General features: G+C 46.2%; 16 protein-coding genes. 4 read left to right on the forward strand and 12 right to left on the reverse strand.

The annotated features are described in order from the left end of the window. Positions 1-171 precede the first annotated feature (171 nt). Positions 172-615, reverse strand: a complete 444-nt coding sequence (cynS, locus tag D0A37_RS23290; RefSeq protein ID WP_242717987.1) for a cyanase — start codon at positions 613-615, stop codon at positions 172-174. 444 nt (positions 616-1,059) lie between these two features. Here cynS and D0A37_RS23295 point away from each other — a divergent pair, with 444 nt between their 5' ends. From D0A37_RS23295 to D0A37_RS23305, 3 genes are all read left to right on the forward strand, one after another. Next, on the forward strand, positions 1,060-1,404 hold the full coding sequence (locus tag D0A37_RS23295) for a slr1659 superfamily regulator (RefSeq protein WP_242717988.1): 345 nt from the start codon (positions 1,060-1,062) through the stop codon (positions 1,402-1,404). 147 nt (positions 1,405-1,551) lie between these two features. After that, positions 1,552-3,687 (forward strand): sensor histidine kinase, encoded by a 2,136-nt coding sequence (locus D0A37_RS23300; protein WP_242717989.1) that lies wholly within the window; start codon positions 1,552-1,554, stop codon positions 3,685-3,687. 676 nt (positions 3,688-4,363) lie between these two features. Then, positions 4,364-4,516 carry a hypothetical protein gene (locus D0A37_RS23305; protein WP_242717990.1) on the forward strand — a complete coding sequence of 51 codons (153 nt, stop codon included), beginning with the start codon at positions 4,364-4,366 and terminating at the stop codon, positions 4,514-4,516. Positions 4,517-4,593: 77 nt separating this feature from the next. On the opposite strand, the gene D0A37_RS29175 is transcribed toward D0A37_RS23305, so the two are convergent. Next, positions 4,594-4,719, reverse strand: a complete 126-nt coding sequence (locus D0A37_RS29175; RefSeq protein ID WP_278187103.1) for a hypothetical protein — start codon at positions 4,717-4,719, stop codon at positions 4,594-4,596. A 124-nt stretch (positions 4,720-4,843) separates the two neighbouring features. On the opposite strand from D0A37_RS29175, the gene D0A37_RS23310 reads away from it, so the two are divergent. After that, complete coding sequence (locus D0A37_RS23310; RefSeq protein ID WP_242717991.1) at positions 4,844-7,231, forward strand: PAS domain S-box protein; 2,388 nt, start codon at positions 4,844-4,846, stop codon at positions 7,229-7,231. Positions 7,232-7,324: 93 nt separating this feature from the next. Here the strand turns inward: D0A37_RS23310 and D0A37_RS23315 are convergent, their stop codons facing one another. The 10 genes from D0A37_RS23315 to D0A37_RS23360 all read right to left on the reverse strand — a co-directional run bounded on the left by D0A37_RS23315 (position 7,325) and on the right by D0A37_RS23360 (position 22,989). Further along, on the reverse strand, positions 7,325-7,786 hold the full coding sequence (locus D0A37_RS23315) for a VOC family protein (protein WP_242717992.1): 462 nt from the start codon (positions 7,784-7,786) through the stop codon (positions 7,325-7,327). Between the two features lie 492 nt (positions 7,787-8,278). Then, the gene (locus D0A37_RS23320) at positions 8,279-8,764 is read right to left on the reverse strand and encodes a glutathione peroxidase (protein ID WP_242717993.1); all 486 of its coding nucleotides are present in this window, start codon (positions 8,762-8,764) and stop codon (positions 8,279-8,281) included. A gap of 296 nt (positions 8,765-9,060) precedes the next feature. Beyond that, the gene (locus tag D0A37_RS23325) at positions 9,061-9,954 is read right to left on the reverse strand and encodes a YsnF/AvaK domain-containing protein (protein ID WP_242717994.1); all 894 of its coding nucleotides are present in this window, start codon (positions 9,952-9,954) and stop codon (positions 9,061-9,063) included. 221 nt (positions 9,955-10,175) lie between these two features. Then, positions 10,176-11,036 carry a DUF2382 domain-containing protein gene (locus D0A37_RS23330; protein WP_242717995.1) on the reverse strand — a complete coding sequence of 287 codons (861 nt, stop codon included), beginning with the start codon at positions 11,034-11,036 and terminating at the stop codon, positions 10,176-10,178. Between the two features lie 390 nt (positions 11,037-11,426). Further along, positions 11,427-11,942 (reverse strand): DUF1499 domain-containing protein, encoded by a 516-nt coding sequence (locus D0A37_RS23335; protein WP_242717996.1) that lies wholly within the window; start codon positions 11,940-11,942, stop codon positions 11,427-11,429. Positions 11,943-12,010: 68 nt separating this feature from the next. Continuing rightward, positions 12,011-13,669 (reverse strand): adenylate/guanylate cyclase domain-containing protein, encoded by a 1,659-nt coding sequence (locus D0A37_RS23340; protein WP_242717997.1) that lies wholly within the window; start codon positions 13,667-13,669, stop codon positions 12,011-12,013. Further along, the gene (locus D0A37_RS23345) at positions 13,644-15,626 is read right to left on the reverse strand and encodes a PAS domain-containing hybrid sensor histidine kinase/response regulator (RefSeq protein ID WP_242717998.1); all 1,983 of its coding nucleotides are present in this window, start codon (positions 15,624-15,626) and stop codon (positions 13,644-13,646) included. The genes D0A37_RS23340 and D0A37_RS23345 overlap by 26 nt, the downstream gene beginning before the upstream one ends. Before the next feature lie 227 nt (positions 15,627-15,853). Further along, the gene (locus tag D0A37_RS23350; RefSeq protein WP_242718000.1) at positions 15,854-16,657 is read right to left on the reverse strand and encodes a cache domain-containing protein; all 804 of its coding nucleotides are present in this window, start codon (positions 16,655-16,657) and stop codon (positions 15,854-15,856) included. 457 nt (positions 16,658-17,114) lie between these two features. Next, a complete protein-coding gene (locus tag D0A37_RS23355; protein WP_242718002.1) occupies positions 17,115-19,856 on the reverse strand; it encodes a family 10 glycosylhydrolase in 2,742 nt (913 codons plus the stop codon). Between the two features lie 382 nt (positions 19,857-20,238). Further along, entirely contained in the window at positions 20,239-22,989 is a 2,751-nt protein-coding gene (locus D0A37_RS23360; RefSeq protein WP_242718004.1) for a DEAD/DEAH box helicase, read from the reverse strand. Positions 22,990-23,084 lie beyond the last annotated feature (95 nt).

Raw genomic sequence — 23,084 nt, forward strand, 5'->3', positions numbered from 1 at the left:
GGAGCGACCTTAGCTTTGCCCTAGAAGGGTTTCCCGATCCGACACCCAAGCCAGTCAAGCTTCGCGATCTCTATTTCTAAGTTAACACTTTTGAGGCTTTATTCATTAGTCATGAGTGATTCGAGCCAAGTTGAATTTTTAATTTTCACGGGAAAGTAAAGTGGCACGGGCTTACCATTTTTTGTATTCCAAAAATTTTCCAGACATAATTATTTTCACTCGATCGCCTTTTGGGTCTGCTTCTTTCTCGACATCCAAAGTAAAGTCGATCGCGCTCATAATCCCGTCACCAAATTTTTCGTGAATCACTGCTTTGAGTGGCATCCCGTAAACCTGCATAATTTCATAGAAACGATAAATCAGGGGGTCAACCGGAACCGAGGATTCCAAAGAACCTTTTAAGGGAGGTTCACAGAGAACCGCAGCCATCTCGCTATCTAGTCCCAAAGCCGAGATAATCTTCTCGGCTTCATCTGCTGAGGCGGTAGCTTGACGGTAAATAACCGCCGCAATCCAAACTTCGTCGCGCCCCAAAACTTTTTCCAAATCTGCAAAACTAATTCCCTTAGCTTTTTTAGCCGCCAAAAGCTTCTCTGTAATTCCTGAAATTGCCATTAAATATTCTCCCCTTCACTTCTGTGTCAGATGTGAAATATGTCTCATGTTTTGGTGATTTTGTCAATACCAAGTTGAGAAAAAAAATCGAATTGATAGCTCGGAACATCAGCAAAAGCTGCTCTCGTCAACCCACAACTCATACAATTTGAGATGGGAGATTTGAGATGTTAGATTGGCAATGACTGAGGACTATCAGGGTTTGGAGCTAGTCAACAGTTGCATTATTTTTGCCAACTGGTATCACAACTGATAAATCCTCAAATAACTCATAACTGCCCTGTGGCAATGGTAGAGTTGGCAGTATATGTAATAAAAGTTACACAGGCAAAGGCATCGCGCCTTCGGCAAACGGCTGAATTTTGATCGTGCTAGCCTGAAGCTCAATCCTCGCTCACGCAGCCAAAGCCCCTTTACCACTCAAAACCGACAACTGACAAAAGTATGGAGATTCAGACCAAAGATTATACGATCCAGTACGATCGCGCTACGCAAACAGTCACCTGTAGCGGCTCGTTCCGACTCAGCCAGGTGGAAGATTACGCACCGATCGTCGATCTGCTCAACGAAGTGGCTGACTCCTGCCCAAACACCGTTACTCTAGACTTGCGAAAGCTAGAATTTTTAAATAGTTCTGGAATTAATATTGTCTCAAAATTTGTGATCAAAGTGCGCCAGCAAAAAAATATTCAAATCGCCATCAAAGGTTCTAAACAGATCCCCTGGCAGAGCAAATCCCTGAAGAACTTGCAGCGGCTGATGCCTTCCTTGCACTTAGAATTGGAATAGTAGCGAAAAAGGTAAAGATGAATCCCCGGCTAGGTCGGGGAACCAGGAGGAGGGTAGCTGAAGTTAATCGGAATAAGTCATAGTTAAACTAGCCCAAAACCCTAAAAAACTTCAGAACAGACTAAAAATTACCAATTTTCAATTGCTATGCAGGAAGAACCATCGACAGAACAGCTACTTTTCGACGTTCAACGGCTGAGTGCGGAACTTGAAAACTTGAAGCGCGAAAAGGTTGACCTAGAAATTTTGCTGGAGACTACCACCGAACATTCAGATACGATGGAAGCTCACTTGCTAAGCAAAGCTCAGTTGGCCCTGCGTTCAAGCGAAGAGCAGTTTCGGGCGATCGCCTCGGCAACTCCCGTGCCAGTATTGGTTTCTCGCCTCTGTGACGGCTTAATTCTGTATGCGAACGCTCAATTGGCTTCTCTCCTGAACATACCCCTAGAAAAATTGATCGGCTGCAGCACTCCAGACTTTTACTTCAACCCCGCCGATCGCCCAAAGGTACTTGAGGCACTTGCTAAAGAGGGATACCTCCAAAACTACGAACTCCACTGCAAAAAATCAGACGGCACCGCTTTCTGGGCGATGATCTCGGTTCAGTCGCTGGTGTTTAACGGGCAGCAGACGGCATTGTGCGCCTTGTACGACCTCACCCAGCGCAAGGAAGCAGAACAAACCCTCCAAGAAAGCGAAAAGCGGCTGCGCCGCCAGAGTTTGGCTTTGTTGCAGCTAGGTAGGCAGAGGACTCTCAACAGCGGTGCGCTGAATGTGGGAATTCGCGAAATTACCGAGGCTGCAGCACGGACTTTGGATGTGGAAAAAGTCAGCGTGTGGCTTTACAACCATGGAAGATTTGGAACTCGCTACCCCAGCGATCAGCTAAATTTTACGGAGAGAGTGCTCGCCCACAACAAAACAGAGCCACTCGATCCAGGGGCCCCTGCCCCAGAGCAAAACGAGGGGGTTAATCCTTCTAAGTTTAAAATCCCCAACCTCAAATTAGTTTGTCTCGACGTGTACGATCGCACCCAGGAGAATCATTTGAGCCGGGAGTGCATATCGGCAAGCGATTTAAATTTTTCACTGTTAGATGTTGAAGGCGACGCACCGGGCGAAAATTTGCGATCGGACAATGCTTTAGAACCTGAGCCACAGACTCAAAACTCTCTACAGACAGATTTGTCTCACTCATCTTCGCTAGCCGAACATTCCGCTGTGCTGTCGAATGCCAGCAAGCCCAATTCCTCCATATTAAATGTAGCAATTAGACTCGGCGGCCAGATCGTGGGCATCCTCTCTCTCGAACATATCGGCGCACCCCGCCAATGGGCTCTGGAGGAGCGCACCTTCGCCGATTCTTTGGCAAATTTGGTAGCGCTGGCGATCGAAGGATTTGAGCGCCAGCGGGCTCAGGAAGCACTCTCCAAAGCCAAAGCGCAGCTAGAAATGACCGTCGATCAGCGCACCGCTCAACTCACCGCCGCCAATAAACTGCTCCGCATCGAAATTGCCGAGCGAAAAAGAGCCGAAATAGCCTTGCAAGAAGCCTTACACAAAGCTGAAGCAGCTTCGAGAGCTAAAAGCACTTTTTTAGCCAATATGAGCCACGAGCTGCGGACGCCGCTCAACGCGATTATCGGTTACAGCGAAATGCTACAAGAAGAAGCACGGGAATCGGGACTCGAAGAGATCATTCCCGATACCCAAAAAATTTATAACGCCGGCAAACACTTGCTGACTTTAATTAACGATATTCTAGACCTTTCTAAGATAGAAGCCGGTCGGATGGAGCTTTATTTAGAAAAATTTGACCTCAGTAATTTAATAGAAGAAGTCGTTGCAACTTTGCACCCTTTGGTCGAAAAAAATCACAATCAATTGCAAGTTTCTTGCTCGGAAAATTTGGGAGTGATGTACGCAGATTTGACTAAAGTCCGGCAAATTCTGTTCAATTTGCTCTCGAATGCCCTGAAGTTTACCGAAGGTGGAACGGTGCTGTTGAGCGCGACTCGCGAACCAGCAGGCGGCAGCGATTGGGTTTATTTGCAGGTATCTGATACGGGGATTGGAATGTCGGCCGAACAGCAGCAGGGTTTGTTTCAACCTTTTATTCAAGGAGACGCTTCGACTACTCGCAAGTACGGCGGCACCGGTTTAGGATTGGCCATTAGCCGCTTGTTTTGTCAGATGATGGGCGGCGATATCACTGTTGAGAGTCAGTTGGATGTTGGCTCTACTTTTACTGTTCATTTAAAGACAAAGGTTGAGATTAGTTAAAAGCCACTTCGGTAACTAGCAATGTAAGGAATTTAACAAACTTAACGGGTGGGGGTTTGGCCAGGAATTGTGTACCGGATTTAACGGATTTAACGGATTTAACGGATGGCAAAATAGGGAATAATTCCCGCATTACCAATTCGCCCCTTACCAATTACCCATTACCAATTACCCATTTCCTTTTTAATTGTGACACCGATCGCGATCAACATCTGTTGCCGATCACACAGTAGCATTTTTTCTCAGCCTAGAATACCTATATTATCCCCAAATTGTCCTGCAGGCACGATCGGGCGCCTCGCTGCATTCACAAGTCCCACCTCAACCTAATTAAGGCGGTGGGGGGTTGCTTCCAGAAAGGCAATTTGGTAAAAGTAATGCTATGGTCGCGAAGCAGTAGAAGGCAAAAGTTAACAGGAAATCAGGAAGTTTCAAAAGTCTCTGGACGCAGAAACACAATTCTGCTTTTTGCCTTCATACTGCTTCTACTGGCGAGATAGCACTGCTGCTGAAAGCAATGCACAATTTCTCAGAATCAAAGGAGTGCATCTACATGATTAAACCTTGCAGTCAACCGCTAAAAATAAACCCTTTTACTTGTTATCGCGATCCGGCTACAGGCAGGTGGACTACTGTAGTTACAAGTGTTCCAAACACTTGCGAAACAGACTCTAGTTTGAAAGCAGAAGCCGCAGGCGAAAACCAAGGTAAAGCAGAAACGATCCTTTCTGCTTCGCCTGCTGTCTCGGTGTCGAAAAAAGTCCTTTCTTTCTCCGTGCCTCAGTATAAACACCGTGCAAAAAAATCTGCTGTTAGTGTCAGCAGGTAGCTATCGCAGGGGTCTAATCTAGTTTCCACGGTTAGTCCCCGACGAACGCCAAATAAAAAAACGAACTTATCCATAGCCTAAACTGCCAAAAAGCGATATACTGGCAGCAAACTTTCTTTTTCAATATCCGTGAAGTATTTGCTCGATCGCGCCGTCCAATTTGTATGGACAGACCGACCAATTCGCCAACGGGGAACAATCATCGTTTCTATCCCCGTGATTTGTCTGTTTGCTTCCCTGATAGGAATTGCATGTCTCCGCGATAGTGCCCTACACCTCAGAAAACGAGCAGATACTAATAGAATAATACTTCAGGAAACTAACCGCTTGTTAGCGACGATGGTGGATGCAGAGACGGGCATTCGGGGGTACGGGTTGACGAAACGCCGCGAATTTCTATTACCCTACTTAGAAGCAAAGAAGAGTTTGCCTCCGTTGCTGGCTACACTCAAGGTTAGCGTTCAAGGAAACCAACGGCAAGCTCAGAGACTTGAAAATATAAAAAAAAGTAGCGAACAGCAAATAAATTTTTTGCAAACCAGTTTGAATAAGCTCGACACTGCGGGAACAACGGTGCAGTCGCCGGAAATAATTAAAGTGTTCGCTCAAAGCAAATTGAACCTGGATAACCTGCGCGCACAAACTAAGACGTTTGCTGATGCCAGCAAAGCCTACCAAAAAGTTGTAGATAAGCAAGTACGGGAGTTGAGCGATTTCACTAATTTCCTGCAATTTGCTGGTTTGCTTTTCAACTGTTTGGGTGCAGGGGCTTCCTGGTATTTATTTGATAGTTTAGAGAAGGAATTGAGGAAGCGGGAAGCTGGCTTGGAAGAAAGTAAAAGTCGCATTCAAGCTGTGGTTGACAATGCGGCGGACGGTATTATTACTTTGGACGAACGGGGAAATATTGAGTCTTTTAATAGGGCAGCAGAAAACATTTTTGGCGTGAAAGCCGATCGAATAATTGGCTCAAACTTGCGGCGGCTGATATCTCCACCGCAGCCGTACAGCACCGTGGGGGATTATTCCATCGAATATTTTGTGTTACATCCCGATACTACGCTGAAGACTTACCAGCAAGAAACAGTTGGAGTTCAACACGACGGAACTAAGTTTCCGATGGAGTTGGCTGTCAGTGAAATGCGTCTGGCCGATCAACACTTGTTTATTGCTATTTGCCGCGATGCCCGAGGACGGAAACAAGCCGAGGAAACTCTGCGAAAGCAAGCGCAAATGCTGGATTTGGCAAACGATACGATCGCGGTACTAGACTTGAAGGGGGAGATTTCTTATTGGAATTCGGGGGCAAAGTGGCTCTACGGCTGGCGGAAGTCGCAAGCAATAGGAAAAAATATTCACAAGCTTTTACAAACAGAATGGACTCAACCTTTTGAGGTAATTCAAAAAGTATTTTTCGAGCAGGGCTCTTGGCAAGGAGAACTGGTGCGAACCAAGAAAGACGGCACAAAAATAACGGTGGCAAGCCGCTGGACTTTGCAGTACGACGATCAAGATCAACCCGTGGCTATTTTGGAACTCAGCAACGATATTAGCGATCGCAAACGCTCAGAAATTGCTTTAGCCCAAAGCGCGCAGCGGTTTCGCGCTACTTTTGAGCAGGCGGCAGTCGGCATGGTTCAAGCGAGTGTGGAAGGCAAATTTCTGTTAGTCAATCAAAAACTTTGCGAAATTTTGGGCTACAGCCGCCAAGAATTGCTGGATAAAAGATTTCACGACATTACTTGGCCCGGAGATTTGGCAAGCGAACTGGAACTTGTGCGTCAATTGTTAGCAGCAGAAATTGAAAATTTCTCTCTGGAAAAGCGTTACATCCGCAAAGACGGAGAGTTGGTGTGGGCAAACTTAACGGTTTCGCTGCTGCGAGAACAAGATGGCATTCACTTTCTGATGGGTGTGGTAGAAGATATTAGGGATCGCAAACAAGCGGAGGAATCGCTGCGGTTGCGCGCTCACGAATTGAGGTTGACAGCCCAAAACCTGGCTCAAACGACGAATGTTTTAAGAAAGCGGAATCAAGAATTAGACCAGTTTGCTTATGTAGTTTCTCACGATTTGAAAGCGCCGCTCAGGGCGATCGCAAATCTCAGCAGTTGGATAGAAGAAGACCTCAGCGAGGCGATGACAGAGGATACTCTGCACCAAATGAACCTGCTGCGCGGCAGAGTTCACAGGATGGAAGGTTTGATTGAGGGACTGCTGCAATATTCCCGCGTCGGACGCATTCAAGTGCCTTCAGAAATGGTAAAAGTTGAGAAGTTATTAGCAGAAATTATTGATTCGTTGGCGCCACCATCGGGATTTCAGGTGAAAGTTGAACCGGGAATGCCAAATTTTGTGACAGAAAGATTGCTGTTGCAGCAGGTTTTTTCTAATTTAATTAGCAACGCAATTAAGCACAACAGAGCTGAATCGGGTCACGTAACAATATCGGTTAAGGACTTAGATGATTTTTACGAATTTTCTGTAGAGGATGACGGGCCGGGGATTGCTCCTCAATATCACGATAAAGTTTTTGTGATTTTTCAGACCTTGGAAGCTCGCGATAAAGTAGAAAATACTGGGATTGGTTTGTCGCTGGTGAAAAAAATTGTCGAAGGTCAAGGGGGCAGTATTTCCCTCGAATCTGCCGAAGGTGAGGGAGCAACTTTTCGGTTTACTTGGCCGAAGCAACCTATTAGCCAAGACGGAACATAAAACAACTTTAAAGCTAGGATGTTTACGGATCACCCCGCTCCAAAGAGTAAATGTAGGGTACACCCGCACTACCAAGAACCAGATAGCGAGTGTTTAAACTGCATCACAACGGATTTCGATGATAAATCCATCAGGATCGTAAAAGTAAATGCCGCGTCCTGTAGCGCGAGTGACGGGGCCGCTGTCGATCGCAATTTGATTTGACTTTAGCACTTCTAGAGCGCGATCGAACAAATCCGGATCAATATCGAAGGCTAAGTGGTTGGCGCGGGTAAAAGCTTTCTCCGGGTCTGGGTTTGGCGGTTCCAAGTCTGGCTGCCAAAATAAGTCAATAACAGTGCCGTCTGGGGTGACGAAATTAGCGACTTTACCAGCGGCTACCATTTCTGTTAAAGTTGCGGGAATTTCTGCACCTGTTAGTTCGTGCAGGCCAAGAATTGTACCGTAGAAGTGGCGAGAAGCTTTCATGTCGCGCACGTTTAAAGCGATATGGTGAACGCGGCGCAAATTCCCCGGCGCGAGGGCAAGTTTGACGTTGTTTTCGGTAGTTTGCATGATTGTAAAGTGCGAATGGTCAAAGTGAATGCTGTTAGATTTATTCAGCTCGTGTCCTGTAAAATAACCGTTTTAAGTTGGTAGTGAAAACTTAAGTTCGCAGATTTCTCTGAGGACTTAAGTTTTCACTTCAAGCATTTTTATTATGGTCGTGCCATCACACATAATATCCATTAGTATTATTTTTCTTTAGGAAAGGAGGCCATGCCTACAAATAGCATGAATAGACCGCCTGCAAGAATTGCGAAGGCAAGTACACCTACAACTAAATCTAATCCCGATGTATTTTCCATTAAATTAAACCGTTCTCCACTTAAATAATAAAAGCATCGGTAATTGTTAATTGCTGAGTGCTTACCAACACTGGGGAAGATAAGAAAAAAATAAGCTATCAACCTATTAGAAAAAAAGCCTATTAATTTCTTCCCTCTTCCCTAAACAGCCATCCGTTAAATTCATTAAATCCTGTACAATGCTGCGTTGGCGAACTTCTTATTTTGCCAATTCTTGATCGATAGCAGCGATAAGTTCTGGCGAATCTGGGCCGACGCTGCTGGGGAATCTGGCCACCACTTCACCCTGTTTGCTAACTAAGAATTTCTCAAAATTCCAGGATACCTCACCCTTGGGATCGACTGCACTCGTAAGCTTAGCGTACAGCGGGTGCTGCTGAGTACCTTTAGTGCGTACTTTGTCAAATAATTCAAAGGTGACGCCGTATTTTGTAGTACAGAAATTGACAATTTCTGGATTACTTCCGGGTTCTTGAGCTCCGAAGTCGTTACAGGGAAATCCTAAAACACGGAGTCCAGCCGCGCTGTACTTTTGGCTCAATTCTTCGAGCCCTTTGTATTGAGGTGTATAGCCACATTTGGAAGCTACATTAACTATCAAGAGTACCTGGCCAGCGTACTCTCCTAGCTGCTTGTCTTCGCCTGCGATCGTTTTTACTTTAATGTCGGAGATTGTGCGGGGCATTTTCAAATACTTTTAAATTTGACCACCACAATTTTACCGCAAGTCGGTACAATTTTGTCTAGATGTCGATCGCTAAAAATTTAAATATCCCGGTAGGGGCGGGTTTACGGATCTCAGGCTTATATTATAGATATAGATATTCGTGAACCCGCCCCTACCAAAATTACGGTTAATTTACCGAACATGATCTTAGTAGATGGCGGTGAACTTTCTCCCCAGTACGACTCGCCACAGTCCGCTCTTAGATTTAAGTTTCTCGCTAATAGCTAAAATCTAGAGCGAAAAGGACGAATATTTTAACTATCTGAGTGGTGTTCCGTCATCCATTTTTGGTAAGTGTCTTCCAGTTGCTTGTCTTCCAAAACCAGTTCTAGGCGGACTTTAACGCAACCGTGGCGGGGTTGAGAGGCGATCGCATTTAAGATTTTGCTAGCTTTCTGCACAGAGGTAAATTCAGCCTTAACTGTCGGTTCCTGGCGATCGCTCTGAATCTCCGTCAAATCTATACCGGTGATGCTTCCCTCGCCTAAATCTATTTCTGCTAACACCTTCGGATCATCGCCGACTTGTTCGACAATCAGCTTTTCCCACTGGATAGGTACTTGTACCATCCGAGTTTCAATTTCTTTACGCACTATCACTTCGCCGACTTTGCGCTTGCTGCGATTGATCACCAATCGTTCTTCTAGCAGGCGAATTACTTCTTGATCGACTATATCGAAGTTTTCCTCATCCTCATTTGTCTCCAAACTTTCATCGGTGAGATCGGCATCTGTTAGATTTGACATAGCTGTTGAGGGATTTGTTAACTCACTGTTGCTGAATTCACTATGCTCTTCTGAGGCATTTTCTAAATACTGACTCCCCGCATTGGCCGAAACTCCCGGCAGCAGTTCGACTTGAGCTGAATTGATACTTACAAACAGGGCTTTTTGGTGATAATCGACTTTTTTTAGCAGCTTAATACTTAATAAAAAAATGCGGGTATTTTCGCTGCCTAGCCCTGCCACCACAAAGTTTAACTGACCGCTAGCATCAAAATAGACATCTTTAACTTTGCCTACTAAGTGACCTTGGTTGTCTTTGACGGTAAAACTTTTTAGCTTAGTTCTGACTTTTTCCGGCACCCGGTTGAGACGGGTTATTGATTTAGCAGTTGCTATCTTTTCTGCTGATGCTTGACCGTTCATTTTTTAAACTTTCCTGCTTAGGGATTTTTATTATGAATTGGTAAGGGGAAATTGGTAAAGGCGGGGAAAGTGCATAAACGTTGCCAAAACCAGACAAGTTTTGTACCCCCCCCGCCGCTCACATATGAATTGCGCGATCGCCACCAATCCAATCAAACCTGCGCGCTGACAGAATTATGTCATTAAGGCGCAATTCCTATGCAATAGCTGTTGCGGTTGGTTTAGATCTTTTTATTGGTATTATCTACAACCGCAGTTCCATCAGTCTTAATGTCTAATTCTTCACGACGCAAGGTTTCTTCGCCCTCAACCGTGCTGCGAACAACTTCTTTTCTGACGTTAACTTCTTCGCGCACGAAAGCTTCCTTGTGGATGTCGGCAGTTTCTTCGTAGACTTCCATGCGTGCAACTTCCCCTGATTGGAAGTCAGCCTCACCGGGTGAAACTACTCGACCCGCTTCTACCGGGGTTACTCGATCAATTACGACTCGTTCTTTTTCAATGGGTACTGAAGCTCGCGCTGTTTCAGTTTCCACGCGCTTGCCAACTGCTACTTCACCTGTTTTTGCGCGGTGTTTGTTGGCAATCAAGCGTTCTTCATAAAGCTTGAGATTTTGGTGCTGCTGTTCGTTGGTTTCGTAGAGGGGGCGGTCCATATCGTAGCTGTAGTTGCTGCGATCGTAGCTAGCAGCACTTGCAGTGCTTGTAGCGGCAGTTCCTTCATTGCGGTAGACGCCTCTTACCTGTTCTTCGCGATCGTAATCTAAGGGTTCTAAATCATTGTAAGCCGGCAATTGTTCTGCTTGAGCTTTGTTGCGAAGACCTGTGGCGTGGACGCGACGGGCTCCGTAGTCGAAGCGGGCCGAGCCGATTGGCAACAATACTTTTTTGCCAAAAATCCAAATACCGGTATCAATTACCAGATAGCGGAAACGACCAGTGTCATCAACCAAAGCATCATAAACCGTGCCTACTTTTTCATCAGTGTCGCCAGCATAAACGTCAAATCCCTTGATGTCGTCTCCAGCAAAGATTTCTTCCTGATAATTAGGATAAAATTCTGCTAACTTTTGAAGTGCCATGTGTTTTTTCCTCTTTGCTCTACTTACATTAATAGTAGAAATTAATTCGTTCACTTCCCTCTCCCTAAAGTCAGAAGTGTATAATTTAGGTTGTTTAATACTATAGGAATACTACGGCATCTCTGCTTCTGTGCTAGCGCGCTCAGCTATTTTAAAGATTCTAAAACTCTACAATCATCAATCTTATAACAAGTATTAAAACTCAAAGCCAACCGTAGGGACACCGCATTGCTGTGTCCTACTCCCCCTGCGGGACACTCCTTTGCGCTGTGCCTACTGTTAATAATTGTTAACTAGGGGGTGAAATATCAATTTTATATAGTAATAAACAAAAATCAAAGCCCCTCATCTTGCAGGAGAGGGGCTTCGGGAAAGTTAGAAATTTTCAATTCAGAGTTGATTGAATTGAGTTCTGATAGCTTCTATCCGACTGCGGTTAACTCCCATATCCGCCTCTCCCAGACGCGAAGCCGATCGCACATTGATGACTTTTGCTGCATCATCTACCAAAAATTCAACGTCATCCACAAACCCCATCAAAGCGCTGGTGAACTCCGCATAGAGGTAATTATCAGTGGCCGTGATAATTTTAGTTTTTCCATAGGAGTCGATCGCCCCTTTGAGCTTTACCATCGCTTCACTCTGGGACGAAGTGTATCCCAAAGGCTCTATTTTGTGTTCGGCATCTTGACTGAAGCTGCTGACGCAGTTGGCGGAACTCGGGCACACTGCGAGTTTTCCTGACTGAATCCCGATATTGGCAGGTCTTGTTCCAGCAAACATTGTTTTTTCTCCGGGTATAGCAATAAAACTAGCGATCGACAGTACGGCTACTGCTAGCAGTGATATTAAAATAACCAGGACTTTTTTCCCTGCAGTCGGCGATTTTGTTTTAACAGTTTGCAAAGGATGAACCCTCCTGAAAGTATAAATGCGGTCTACTTTTCATATTAATTGAAATTTACATCAAAAAACTAAAAACTTTTCTTTTGTTCTTCTATTAACCAGTAAGTCAGCATTCTTCCTTTACCTTTAATCGGGATATAACCCCGTTCTTCCAAAACAAACTGCTCTTTCAAACGCTGGTAAGTCGCCGCCGTCACTTGAATTTTACCAGGCAATCCGTTAGACTCCATGCGGGAAGCAACATTAACAGTATCCCCCCACAAATCATAGCTAAATTTACTAATCCCAATAATTCCGGCCACCACCGAACCGCTGTGAATTCCGAGCCTTAATTGAAAATTTTCTCCCATTTTGGCATTAAACCTCCTCAAAGCTGCCTGCATCTCCAAAGCTAAAAGTGCGATCGCCTCAGAGTGATCCTTTCGCGGCGTCGGCAACCCCCCAACCACCATGTAAGCATCCCCAATCGTCTTAATCTTTTCCAACCCGTGCAATTCAGACAACCTATCGAACTCCGAAAAAATCCCGTTCAAAATTTCTACCAACTGCGTCGGACTTTTGTGAGCCGAAAACTCTGTAAAACCCACCAAATCAGCAAACAAGACGCTCACATCATCAAAATGATCTGCTATCAACTTTTGCTCTTTTTGCAAGCGATCTGCAATAGGTTTCGGTAAAATATTCAGCAGCAATTTCTCGGTTTGTGCTTGCTGCACTTTCAGCGCTGCTTCAGCTTGTTTCCGCTGAATCAACGAACCTAGCTGCGTAGCAACTGCGCTCACTAATTCCAACAAGCGCGGCTGACATTTCAGAACTTTTTCGCGATAGAAAATCAAAATAGCTAACACTTGGTTGTCGGCCAAAATTGGCACCCCAAAAGCCGCTTTCAATCCCACACTCACCGCAATTTCCGCGCGTAAAAAAACTTGTTCCGGTGCAGTAGAAACATCATCGATCCATTCAGACTGCTGCGACTGCCAAATCCTACCTGGGAGTCCCACACCGGGAGCAAAAATCAACTGCCAACTTGTTTGTCGGAATTGGGCAAAACTCGAGTCACTGACGTACCTGCCTGTAGCGCATTTTAAAAAGCCCTCACTGCAAGGAATCCAAGCTTCGCCCAGATTCCATTCAATAGTTTTGCAAATTAAACCTAAAATTACATCTATAGCCGACTCAAAATCCTCAGATTTGCTAATAGCTTGAGTGGCTTGCAGCAGCAATCTTGTTTCCATTTCCACCTGGTGGCGTTCCGCGATTTCCTGGTGCAACTGGATATTTTGAGCCGTCAATTTTTGATTTTTTTCTTGCAATTGCATTTGCAATGAACGCACAGTAAGTTGATTGCTCACTCGCGCCAATACTTCTTTCACCTGAAAAGGTTTGGTGATATAATCGGCTCCGCCCACTTCAAAAGCTTTTGCTTTATTTATTCCTTCTTCTAGCGCGCTGAGAAAAATGATGGGAATTTCCTTAAATTGCGATTGTGATTTTAATTTTTTACATAGTTCGTAGCCGTCCATATCCGGCATCATAATATCGAGTAAAATCAAATCGGGGGCGCTAGATTGAATTGCATCTAACGCCGAAAAACCATTAGTAACCGGTCGAACTTTATAGCCATTTTTTTGCAAAATTCTAATCAACAAACGCAGATTATCTGGCGTATCGTCAACTACTAAAATATCTGCTTGATAGTTTTCAGTTTGTTCCGCCTTCATCTGCATTATCTGATTCCTCCGCCTCGGCAATTACATTGAGAATTTTCTGGTAATCAAAATTATCGAGATGACCCTGGAGGATTTCCGCCAATTCAGGATGAGGCTCCCTTATTTCGTCGATTGTCCTGACAATTAAGTCAAAATCAGCACTGCGGATTACTTGCTTCATGTTGTCTCTCCATTCTGTGGGAAGTGTAGGTAAATAAGCAAGCGCAGCATTAGGGAGGCAGCCAGATAAATTATTGCGATCGCCTGTTGAGAAGAAGTCCGTTGAGTTAGAGTAGACATACTTCACCCCCAAATGTTTGGTGAGGGTATCAAATATATCTGTTTTGCAGAAAGGTTTGCTAATAAAATCGTCGCAGCCGACCAATAAAGCAAACGCTTGCCTCCCTTCAATTGTACTAGCTGTCAAAGCAATAATCTTTGGTATCGGGGAGTCGAAAGGGGAAATATTCGTTTCCCCCTTTCCTTGCTCTCTCTGCTTGATTCTAGCCTTAATTTGTTTAGTAGCTTCGTAGCCGTCCATTACTGGCATTCGCACATCCATCAAAATTAAGTGCGGATGCCAATTTTCCCACATTTCTATTGCTTCCTGACCGTTGGTGGCTTGTTCCACCCCGAAACCCAAAGGAGAAAGCATTTTGACTAAAAGTTGGCGGTTGTCTTCGCGATCGTCCACAATTAAAATCCGGTAGCACGATTGATTTGGTTCCAACCCAGTAACTTCGGGGTGAATTTGCGGATCGGGAATCTCAGCAGCATCAACCGCACCGACGGGAATTTCAAATTTAAAAGTAGTACCTACTTCTAGTTGACTTTCTACGACTATTTCTCCTCCCATCAGGCGGACAAATTGACGGCTAATCTTTAATCCTAAACCCGTGCCTTTCTGAATCTTTTGACCGGAAGCTGTTTGCACAAAAGCCTTAAAAATATTTTCCAATTCTTCAGTAGCAATGCCAACTCCTGTATCTTCGATTTCAAACAGAAGGAAACAACCTGATCCAGTTGTTAAATCCTCAGCCTCATCGCTCCATTCAACCTTGGCAAAATTACTGCTAGTTCTCGCAAAATCCCGAATACTTCTTGTGGTATCAAAACAAGCTGTGGGACTATCCAATAAATCCATAAATCCCGAGTGTTCTAATTTTATAACTCTTAAGATGATTTCGCCTGTTTGCGTAAACTTAATCGCATTACTCAGAAGATTGATCAGCACTTGCCGTAATTTAATATCATCGGTTCGCACGTACTGAGGAACGTCAGCATTCCGCTGGAAACGCAACTGCAATTGTTGATTATGTACGCGCAGTTGAAACATATCTTGCAAATCGTCCAGCAAGCGGTAGAGGTCGAAGTTTTTTGGGTTGAGCGTCATTCGCCCCGCTTCGATTTTTGACAAGTCTAAGACTTCATTGATCAAGGTGAGTAAGTGTTCGCCACTACGGCGAATAATTCTCATATTTTCTCGGTTTTCGACAGTAAGATCCGGGCTGGGTTCCATGATTTGTGCAAACCCGAGTATAGAATTGAGAGGGGTGCGTAACTCGTGGCTCATATTGGCAAGAAAGGTACTCTTCGCTTTGTTTGCTGCTTCGGCCGCTTCTTTCGCCTGCTGCATTTTAATTTCCGCTTGTTTGTTATCAGTAATGTCTTTAATAAAACCTTCGTAGTAAAGTAGATTTCCGGCTTCATCACAGACAGCGCGACAATTTTCCGAAATCCAGATTATGCTGTCATCTTTGCGGTAAATTTCCGATTCAAAGTTTGATAATATCCCGTACTCGTTCATCAGCGCTGCAAATTCGTCGCGGCGGTTCGATTTCACATAAAGCTGGTTATTGAAATTCGGCTGTGCTGCTATTAAATCGGCAGGCGAGTCGTAACCATAGATGTTAGCTAAAGCGGGGTTAGCGCTGATGTATTTCCCGTCAATAGCAGTTTGAAAAATTCCATTCAAAGCATTTTCATAAATGTTGCGGTACTTTTCTTCGGCTTCCCGGAGGGCGTTTTCTGCTTTTTGGCGATCGGTAATATCACTGGGGCGTTGCTGATTTAGGGTATGAAAGGCTAAATATGCGAGTCAGAGAAACCAGTATCGACAAAGCTTGGGGATTTTCACCTTATTTTTTTCATACCCTGATTAAGCAACGCCCACTGGAAATAGACAAAAAACACGCTTCTCTCTCAATCCACCACGAATTCTGCACTCGCCGTTGAAGTAGCAATTAACATCCCCGATCGCTCCATGACAAAAGTTTGTCCCGATTTGCCAATTTTGAGGCTAACCAGAAATTCTTTGATGCGGGAAAACAGCAAATCGCTGCCAGCTACGCCTAACAGCTTGCCAGCGTCGTCGTAGATAGGCAAAGCAGCAGTAATTGCCAGTTCCCTCGTCAAAAAATCTGTATAAATTGGAGTCCAAATAGGTTTTTTTGCCGTAGCAGCAGCTATGTACCAAGGGCGAGTTAGCGGATCGTAAATATTTGCTGAAATTTGCACTAATTGAACGCGGTTTCCCTGAGAGTCACCCGTATAGCGAGCTAATTTATTGCCCGTCGAGGTGTCGGCAGCAGATATCAAATTCCGCTCTTTAGTGCGGATTGCTCCCGAATGTTCTCCATTTTCTTTGCCTGTGTAAATGATGCTGATCGAATCAAAATATTGAATTTGTTCTAGGAAATGATGTTGTAGTTTTTGGTTGTCTTCTAGGTTCAATTGCCCCAATTTTATGCCTTGAACGTTCAGGTGATTGACAATGTGGGGAATTGACATATAATTTTCCATGCGGTCTTTGATGCGATCGCTAATTTCTCCCCGCAACTGAGCGGCAACATCGTTTACCGCCCGCTGACCGTTTTGGAACGATAGCCAACCTACAACTCCTACCGTGCCGACAATCTGCACTAAAAAAGGAACTACAAGCACAGTTTGTAATGAAGCTTTGCCGATAATTTTGGTAGCAAAGCGATTGAAGGGTTTAGGAAACATAGCCATCCTAAGAGGAATTGGGAATTGGGCATGGGGAATTGGGCATTGGTAACTGTTGGGAGTTTTGAGTGTAAATTATGTTCCCTTTGCCCTTCTTTTTATCCTGATGCTGTAGTTTACTGACGATAGTAGCGTCGAGCAATTTAACTCAATATAGCGGATTTATACTCAGAGTTTTTTCGTAACTACTGATACAGATAAGTGGGCGTTATCAGCCTAAGCCGAAATCATCTGATCTATTGCACCATTCTCAATTACTTATTTAGGAACAGGCAAGATGCCTGTTCCACAAGAGATGAATTTTATTGTGGAACAGGCAAGATGCCTGTTCCACAACAACTACATTTTCTTGTGGGGTGGGCATCCTGCGCGCCCAGAGAAGGGTTATTGAGAATAGTGCAACATCTCAGTTTGAACCAAGAGTAGCTAAACAAGAACTCCGCCCAAAAACCTATATTTACCTGCGATTCAACTCCATCTTTTCGCCGTAACGTAACAGCATATCCAAACTCTCTAAGCGATTTTGCCAAGTTTGAACTTGATAGCTATTATCTGCCGAATGCAAGCGCATTGAAGATTGAAATTGAGATTGAAAACTCCTTAACAATCTTTTAGCGGTTGCTAAACTTTCCGTAGAAGGATTTGCCGCCAATTTGCTCAAAGCTTGCGCCAATTCATCGGCTCGACTTTGCAAAACTTTCAGTTCAGATTCCGACACCCGCAACTGATTGTTAGCCAACAAAAAACTCCATTCCTGCTTGAGAGCAGTATACCGCGAAGCAGCCGCCGCAAACGGCTGTCGGTAAGGTATGGGCTCTGCTGCAGAAGTGGAACGCACTGGCGGGCCTTGAGTGCGGTTAAAAAACCCCTGCATCGCGCTGCTGATACTTTCCACCGCAAAAATAGCATAGCCCCCAGTCGGCAAATCGCGCAAAGCTTGAATTTGGTCGATCGCCACAACTTCCGGGAGAGTCAACAACTTAACCGACGGAGAAATCAAAGCCGAACCGAGCATTTGTTCGTTTACCAACGGTTCGGTGATGCGCTGAAGTCGGTTCGTATCCAAAGCATAAGTCATCGGCACAATCAAATCTACAATGCCCTGACGAGCCCAAACTTCCCAATTTTGCTGAATTTTGTAAATCCGCTGACTTTCCGGGTGGGGAAACACCGCCACCGACAGAATTGTGCGCGGATAATTCTGTCGCAAAAGCTGAGAAACTTCCGCTACAAAACTATTAATTTGATTAGTTTTAAACTCAACCCACTGCCGCCACAAACTGGCGTCCCTGGGGGAAATACTCACCGGATCTGCACCAGTTAACTGCCGAAATTGCTGCCGCGCCGCAATACCGTAACCGTAAGTAAAATTCGCATTGTCATCTTGAAAAGGATAGCGAATATAGTCTAATTGCACCCCATCTACTTTGTAGTTGTTGGCAATTTCGCTGACAATTCGCAGCAAATAATTACGCGCTTCCGGGTTCGCCGGATCGAGATAAAATTTACCATCGTTAGGATTTTGCGTGCGTCCTTTATTGTCAATATTTGCCCACTGTGGATAAGCGGAAAGCACCGGCCCGGGATAAGAACTAGGCTTACCAATTAAAGTATTGTGGCGCTTATTTCCTGTGGCAAAAACCCAAACCCAAGCGTGCAGTTCCATGCCTCGCTCGTGAGCTAATTTAACCGCAGATGCCAGGGGGTCCCAGCCAACGGTGAGGGGGTTTTGTTGCGGTGCAACTTGACTGGGATAAATCGTATATCCGGCATTTAAAGTTTCAAAGAAAACAGTATTGATACCGGCGGCTGCGAGCCGATCGAACACTGCGGCCAAACCCTGCTCAGATCGCGCTGCAACGATCGTCCCGCGATCGAGCCAAACCGCCCGAATTTCCGCCCCAACGCGCTGTCCTTCCTGGGGGTAATTTTGCCACAGCAACTGCCGCGCTTCCACCCACTGCTTTCTAGCCTCCGCGTAGTTTTGCTCTTGCAGAAGTTGCTCGAAAGTTTGCAAAACCTGCCGCGCTTGGGCGATCGCCCCCGTCCTGCTCGCTTGCAGAATAGTCAAGCGACTGGCTGCCGGGCCGCCGCCCCCCTGTTCTGCAGCCACCAGTTGAGGGGTGGTAGCAGCATTGAGATTGACGGCGGTATTGGCTGAATTAGATGCTGTCAGGGCGCTTTCAAACCGGCCGAGGAGGTTAGTGAGTTCTTGGCGCATCAAGTACGCTTCAATGCTGACGATCGGCTTATTGGAATTTGGCTGCACGTCCAAACCCATCGGCGCCGACTGATCGGAAGGGTCTGTAAAAGTTGCAGGTACTGGATCGGGAAGCGCACCCGAGGGAGAAAGTCGGCTCAGCGGGGTACTACGCGGCGAACTAGGGCTGTTTCTAGTAACTCTGGAGGGGGGAGTTGGCAGTGGGGTCGTGGCAGCACTGGGCGGTGCTAGAGGCCCAGAAGCGATTGTGCCTCCCCAGCGGGCGATCGAGGCTTGCAGCCAAGCCTTATCTACATTTCCCGAACCCTCGCTACCCCAGCGCCAGCCGAGATAGGTAGCGCGATCCGTGGCGATAGCTGCGGAGGAACCGGAACTATCTTTCCAAGTAGCAATAGTTTGACTGTTCGCATCAGCCGGAATCAATACACCACCTTGGACTGAGGCATTTTTTTGTTCTGGTGGCACCCAATTGCTAGAAGTAGTGCAAGCAAGATCTCGACAGCGGCTGCGTGGTTGTGGCGTCGCCGGCTGGGTTAACGGAAAAGCCCAATAGGCCCCAAGGAGCGATCGCAAAGATTGGCGCACCAAGGCCGGGGAACTGCGACCGACGGGACCCGAAGCAATCAAGCGCCCGCCCTGGGATGCCCAAGCTTCTAAAACTTTAATTTGCGCCGGAGTCAAAGTTTCTATATTGGGCAAAAACAGCACGTTAACGCCTGCTAAATCCGCCGTACTTTTGATTTCTTCCAGATTGATTGGTTTGTAAGCAATGCCGCTTTCCCAGAGGCGCGTGGTAATCTTCACCCAATCCGGAGAATTCTCGGAACTGCGAACAACGCCCAGAACTACTTCTGCGAAACTCGGAGAGGGAAATATGATGAAGAGATTGAGTAATGTACTTGCGAGAGTTCCAATTAAGACTCTTTGCAAGAAAGTGAAAAAGCGAATTTTTTGAGCCTGAGAGCAGGCATCAGGCATTTGATCAGGCTTATTGATTTGTTGCATAAATATGAAAATTACCCACCACACCGCTAGAGAAAAATTCAATAACAATTAAGAGCGATCGATCCGCACCATACAATTTTCTATCCTGTCCTGCAACCTGAATCAGGAAAATGTGCAAGCAATCGATTTTAGATTTGGGATGTTAGATTGGGGATTTTAGATTTAAATCTGGGTGTAGTCCTGATGACTGTTGACTGTTGACTGTTGAGTGTTGACTGTTTGGATTTGGACATTTGAACAATATCGATGCAACCGGAAACGATATTAAATTAAAATCTGCGTGCATTTGGGTTGAAAAACCAAAAATACAATTTAGATGCAAGACAGCCAACAGCCAACAGTCAACAGCCAACACTCAACCACTTTCTGGCGTTGCAGCTTCATTCACGGGGAATCGATCGATTAACTGCATCGCCCGACAAGCATTCCTCCGCAAAGAATCCGAAACATGAGGAACATGAGGAATCTGAGACAAGAAATCCAAAGTCCGGCGCAAAATCCGCACCACATCCCCTTCATCCAAACTCGTATGGCTAATCAGTTCCAGCCATTCAACGCCCAGAGCCCACTGTTCGACCAAAGTCACTAAATCCCGTTCCAGCCAAATCGGGATTGCAGCTTCATGACGGTACTGCACTTGAAACAATCGGCGACGCAAGCCTTTTTGTAGATTGTCCAAAGGTGCCAAAACTTCTGGCGACAGCGAGTAGTGAGTCCAACTGTCGGGCCTGGAAACTTCTGTAACTAAGGCCGCGCAAGCAGCAGCGAGGTGGTGGGGGTCGAGTTCGTCAAACTCCGCAGACATCAGGGACAAACCCAGCCACAGTTCGTTATCGCCGCGAATGGCGGCGCAAGCTTGACCCAAGATTGTGGGTACCAATCTGTCGGAGGAATCATCTCGGTTTCCATGTGCCGAAACTACTTTTTCCAAGCAGCCGAAATTCAGCAAGATGTCGATTAAGTTGAGAAATTGCTCCCAGTAGCGAGATCGCTGCTTTTCTAACTCTTGTTCGCTTTTGCGGATTTCTTTTTTCAATTCTTCCCGGCGGCGCTGGCGTTTGAGCAAAGTACCGGGATTACCCCATTCTAGAACCGGGTGAATTTCTAGCTGAGCTTCTAGGGCTGCGATTTTCTGCTGTTGTTCGATCGCCTCTGGGCTCGGTTCTGGTGCGGGCAATTCTGGGATCGATGCAGCAATTGAAGCAGTTTCTTCATTTGCCAAGCGGCACTGGCCGAGTCTCAGGGGCATTTCCGACGGCGGGTTCAAGGTATCTGCAACGGTCAAGCGGGGTAATTCCGCGTGCAGGGTAGCAACATCGCTAATGGCGACGACATACCAGCGGTTATCTTTGCCCAAGCACACCAAATTTGGTGCTTGGCCGGAACCTGCGATTTTGGCAACCAATACGGCGGGTACAGGATTTGTGTGCGATCGTTTGGCTGTCGGAACGTGTTTACCTTTGAGGCTCAGAACCGTGCCGAGCACTGCAAAAGCCACAACTACGGACATCTCTTTAAATCGCGCTTCTTCAGCTTGCTGCAATAGAATTTTGAGCAAACGTTTGTCTTCTTTGAGTCTTCCCTGCAATTTTTCGTAATGGGCCAGGTGTTTTTCCAGGGTGGAGACATTTCCTCCAGCGGCCAAGGACTGTTCGAGCACCGCCAATTCTGTTTGCAGCCGGTCTAATTCTGATTGCTGCGGCTGCAAGTACAAGGTAGACAGGTATTGACCAAAACTTCGCTCTACCAACTCTTGAGCTTCGTCGAGAGTGTGAGTTTGCAGCAAATTCAGCACCATGCCGTAGCTGGGCGTAAACTGACTGGCGAGGGGGTCGGCTTTGGCTGTTGCCAAATACGAGGCTTCTTTTGCGCCTTCAAAGCGCGTCTGAACTGCCACGACGTGCCCCAGCTTGTCCATGCCCCGCCGACCAGCCCGACCGGCCATTTGCAGGAATTCTGAAGCGTTTAGCAGTCGGTGCCCCTTGTCGGTGCGCTTGGACAGAGTGGAAATGACTGTGGTGCGGGCGGGCATATTAATCCCGGCTGCTAGGGTTTCGGTGGCAAATACCACTTTAATCAAACCTCTGCCAAAGAGTTCTTCTACTAAACCTTTCCAAGCGGGCAAAATGCCTGCGTGGTGGGCGGCGATGCCTTTTAAAAGAGCTTCTTTTTGACCGAAGCGTTCTGCTTCTGGGTTTCGCTGTAAAAAATCGTCAATGATGCGTTTGAGTTCGGCTGTTTCGGCTTCGTTAACCAGGGAGAAATTGCCGACTTCTGCGACTGCTTGGTCGCACCCGCGACGGCTGAAGATGAAGTAAATTGCTGGTAGCATATCTCGATCGTCCAACCGGGCCAAAACATCGGTCAAACTCGGAGTGGGGATGCTGCCTCTTTCTACTTTTTGCTGCTTCTTTTTGGGGACTAAGCGGACATTGGCTCTTTTGCCGGTGTCGTCTAGCAGGGGAAATATCCCTTTTTGGTTGGCGAAGTGGAATTGCAGCGGCACTGGCCGAAAGTCTGAGTAGACGAGCTCTGTGGGCCCGTGGACTTTGTTAATCCAGTCTGTGAGTTGCTCGCTATTAGCAACGGTTGCTGAGAGGGCGAGCAGTTGAATTTCGCTCGAACAGTAGATGATCGATTCTTCCCAGACGGTACCACGCTGGCGATCGTTCATGTAGTGACACTCGTCGAGTACCACGGTTTCGACTCCGGTGAGGGAAGTACCGACTTCTCCTATAGGCGTACCGTAGAGCATATTCCGAAATATTTCGGTAGTCATCACCAAAATCGGCGCATCTCGATTGACGGAGATGTCGCCCGTGAGCAAACCTACGTTGTCGTCTCCAAATTGACTGCGGAAGTCGCGCAGCTTTTGGTTAGAAAGAGCTTTGAGGGGAGTGGTGTAGAAGACGCGCCGCCCCCTGGAGAGTGCTTGATGGATGGCGTATTCCCCGATTAACGTTTTCCCCGAGCCTGTGGGAGCGCACACGACAACGGATTTACCTGCATCGAGGGCGGCGATCGCCTCTCTCTGAAAGTTATCTAGCTCGAAGGGAAATATGGTCTTCAGATCCAGCTCTGGGCGGTTCTGGGCAGTGTCTTGCACAAGGATTATTATAAGGTTTCAGGGTAAGTATGCTTAAATCTTGCTCAAAGCAAGTCAGCAGGGGACTGTATTGATTTTAGACCTTCGTCAGCAAA

Source organism: Microcoleus vaginatus HSN003 (assembly GCF_022701255.1).
Lineage (GTDB): Bacteria > Cyanobacteriota > Cyanobacteriia > Cyanobacteriales > Microcoleaceae > Microcoleus > Microcoleus vaginatus_B.

Bases quoted from the DNA above. Each gene is read 5' to 3' on its own strand.
- D0A37_RS23355 (WP_242718002.1), bottom strand. From the start codon at position 19,856: ATGCCTGATGCCTGCTCTCAGGCTCAAAAAATTCGCTTTTTCACTTTC.
- D0A37_RS23315 (WP_242717992.1), bottom strand. From the start codon at position 7,786: ATGCAAACTACCGAAAACAACGTCAAACTTGCCCTCGCGCCGGGGAAT.
- D0A37_RS23330 (WP_242717995.1), bottom strand. From the start codon at position 11,036: ATGGCACTTCAAAAGTTAGCAGAATTTTATCCTAATTATCAGGAAGAA.
- D0A37_RS29175 (WP_278187103.1), bottom strand. From the start codon at position 4,719: ATGATTGTTCCCCGTTGGCGAATTGGTCGGTCTGTCCATACAAATTGG.
- D0A37_RS23350 (WP_242718000.1), bottom strand. From the start codon at position 16,657: ATGTTTCCTAAACCCTTCAATCGCTTTGCTACCAAAATTATCGGCAAA.
- D0A37_RS23340 (WP_242717997.1), bottom strand. From the start codon at position 13,669: ATGCAGATGAAGGCGGAACAAACTGAAAACTATCAAGCAGATATTTTA.
- D0A37_RS23300 (WP_242717989.1), top strand. From the start codon at position 1,552: ATGCAGGAAGAACCATCGACAGAACAGCTACTTTTCGACGTTCAACGG.
- D0A37_RS23295 (WP_242717988.1), top strand. From the start codon at position 1,060: ATGGAGATTCAGACCAAAGATTATACGATCCAGTACGATCGCGCTACG.
- D0A37_RS23325 (WP_242717994.1), bottom strand. From the start codon at position 9,954: ATGAACGGTCAAGCATCAGCAGAAAAGATAGCAACTGCTAAATCAATA.
- cynS (WP_242717987.1), bottom strand. From the start codon at position 615: ATGGCAATTTCAGGAATTACAGAGAAGCTTTTGGCGGCTAAAAAAGCT.
- D0A37_RS23320 (WP_242717993.1), bottom strand. From the start codon at position 8,764: ATGCCCCGCACAATCTCCGACATTAAAGTAAAAACGATCGCAGGCGAA.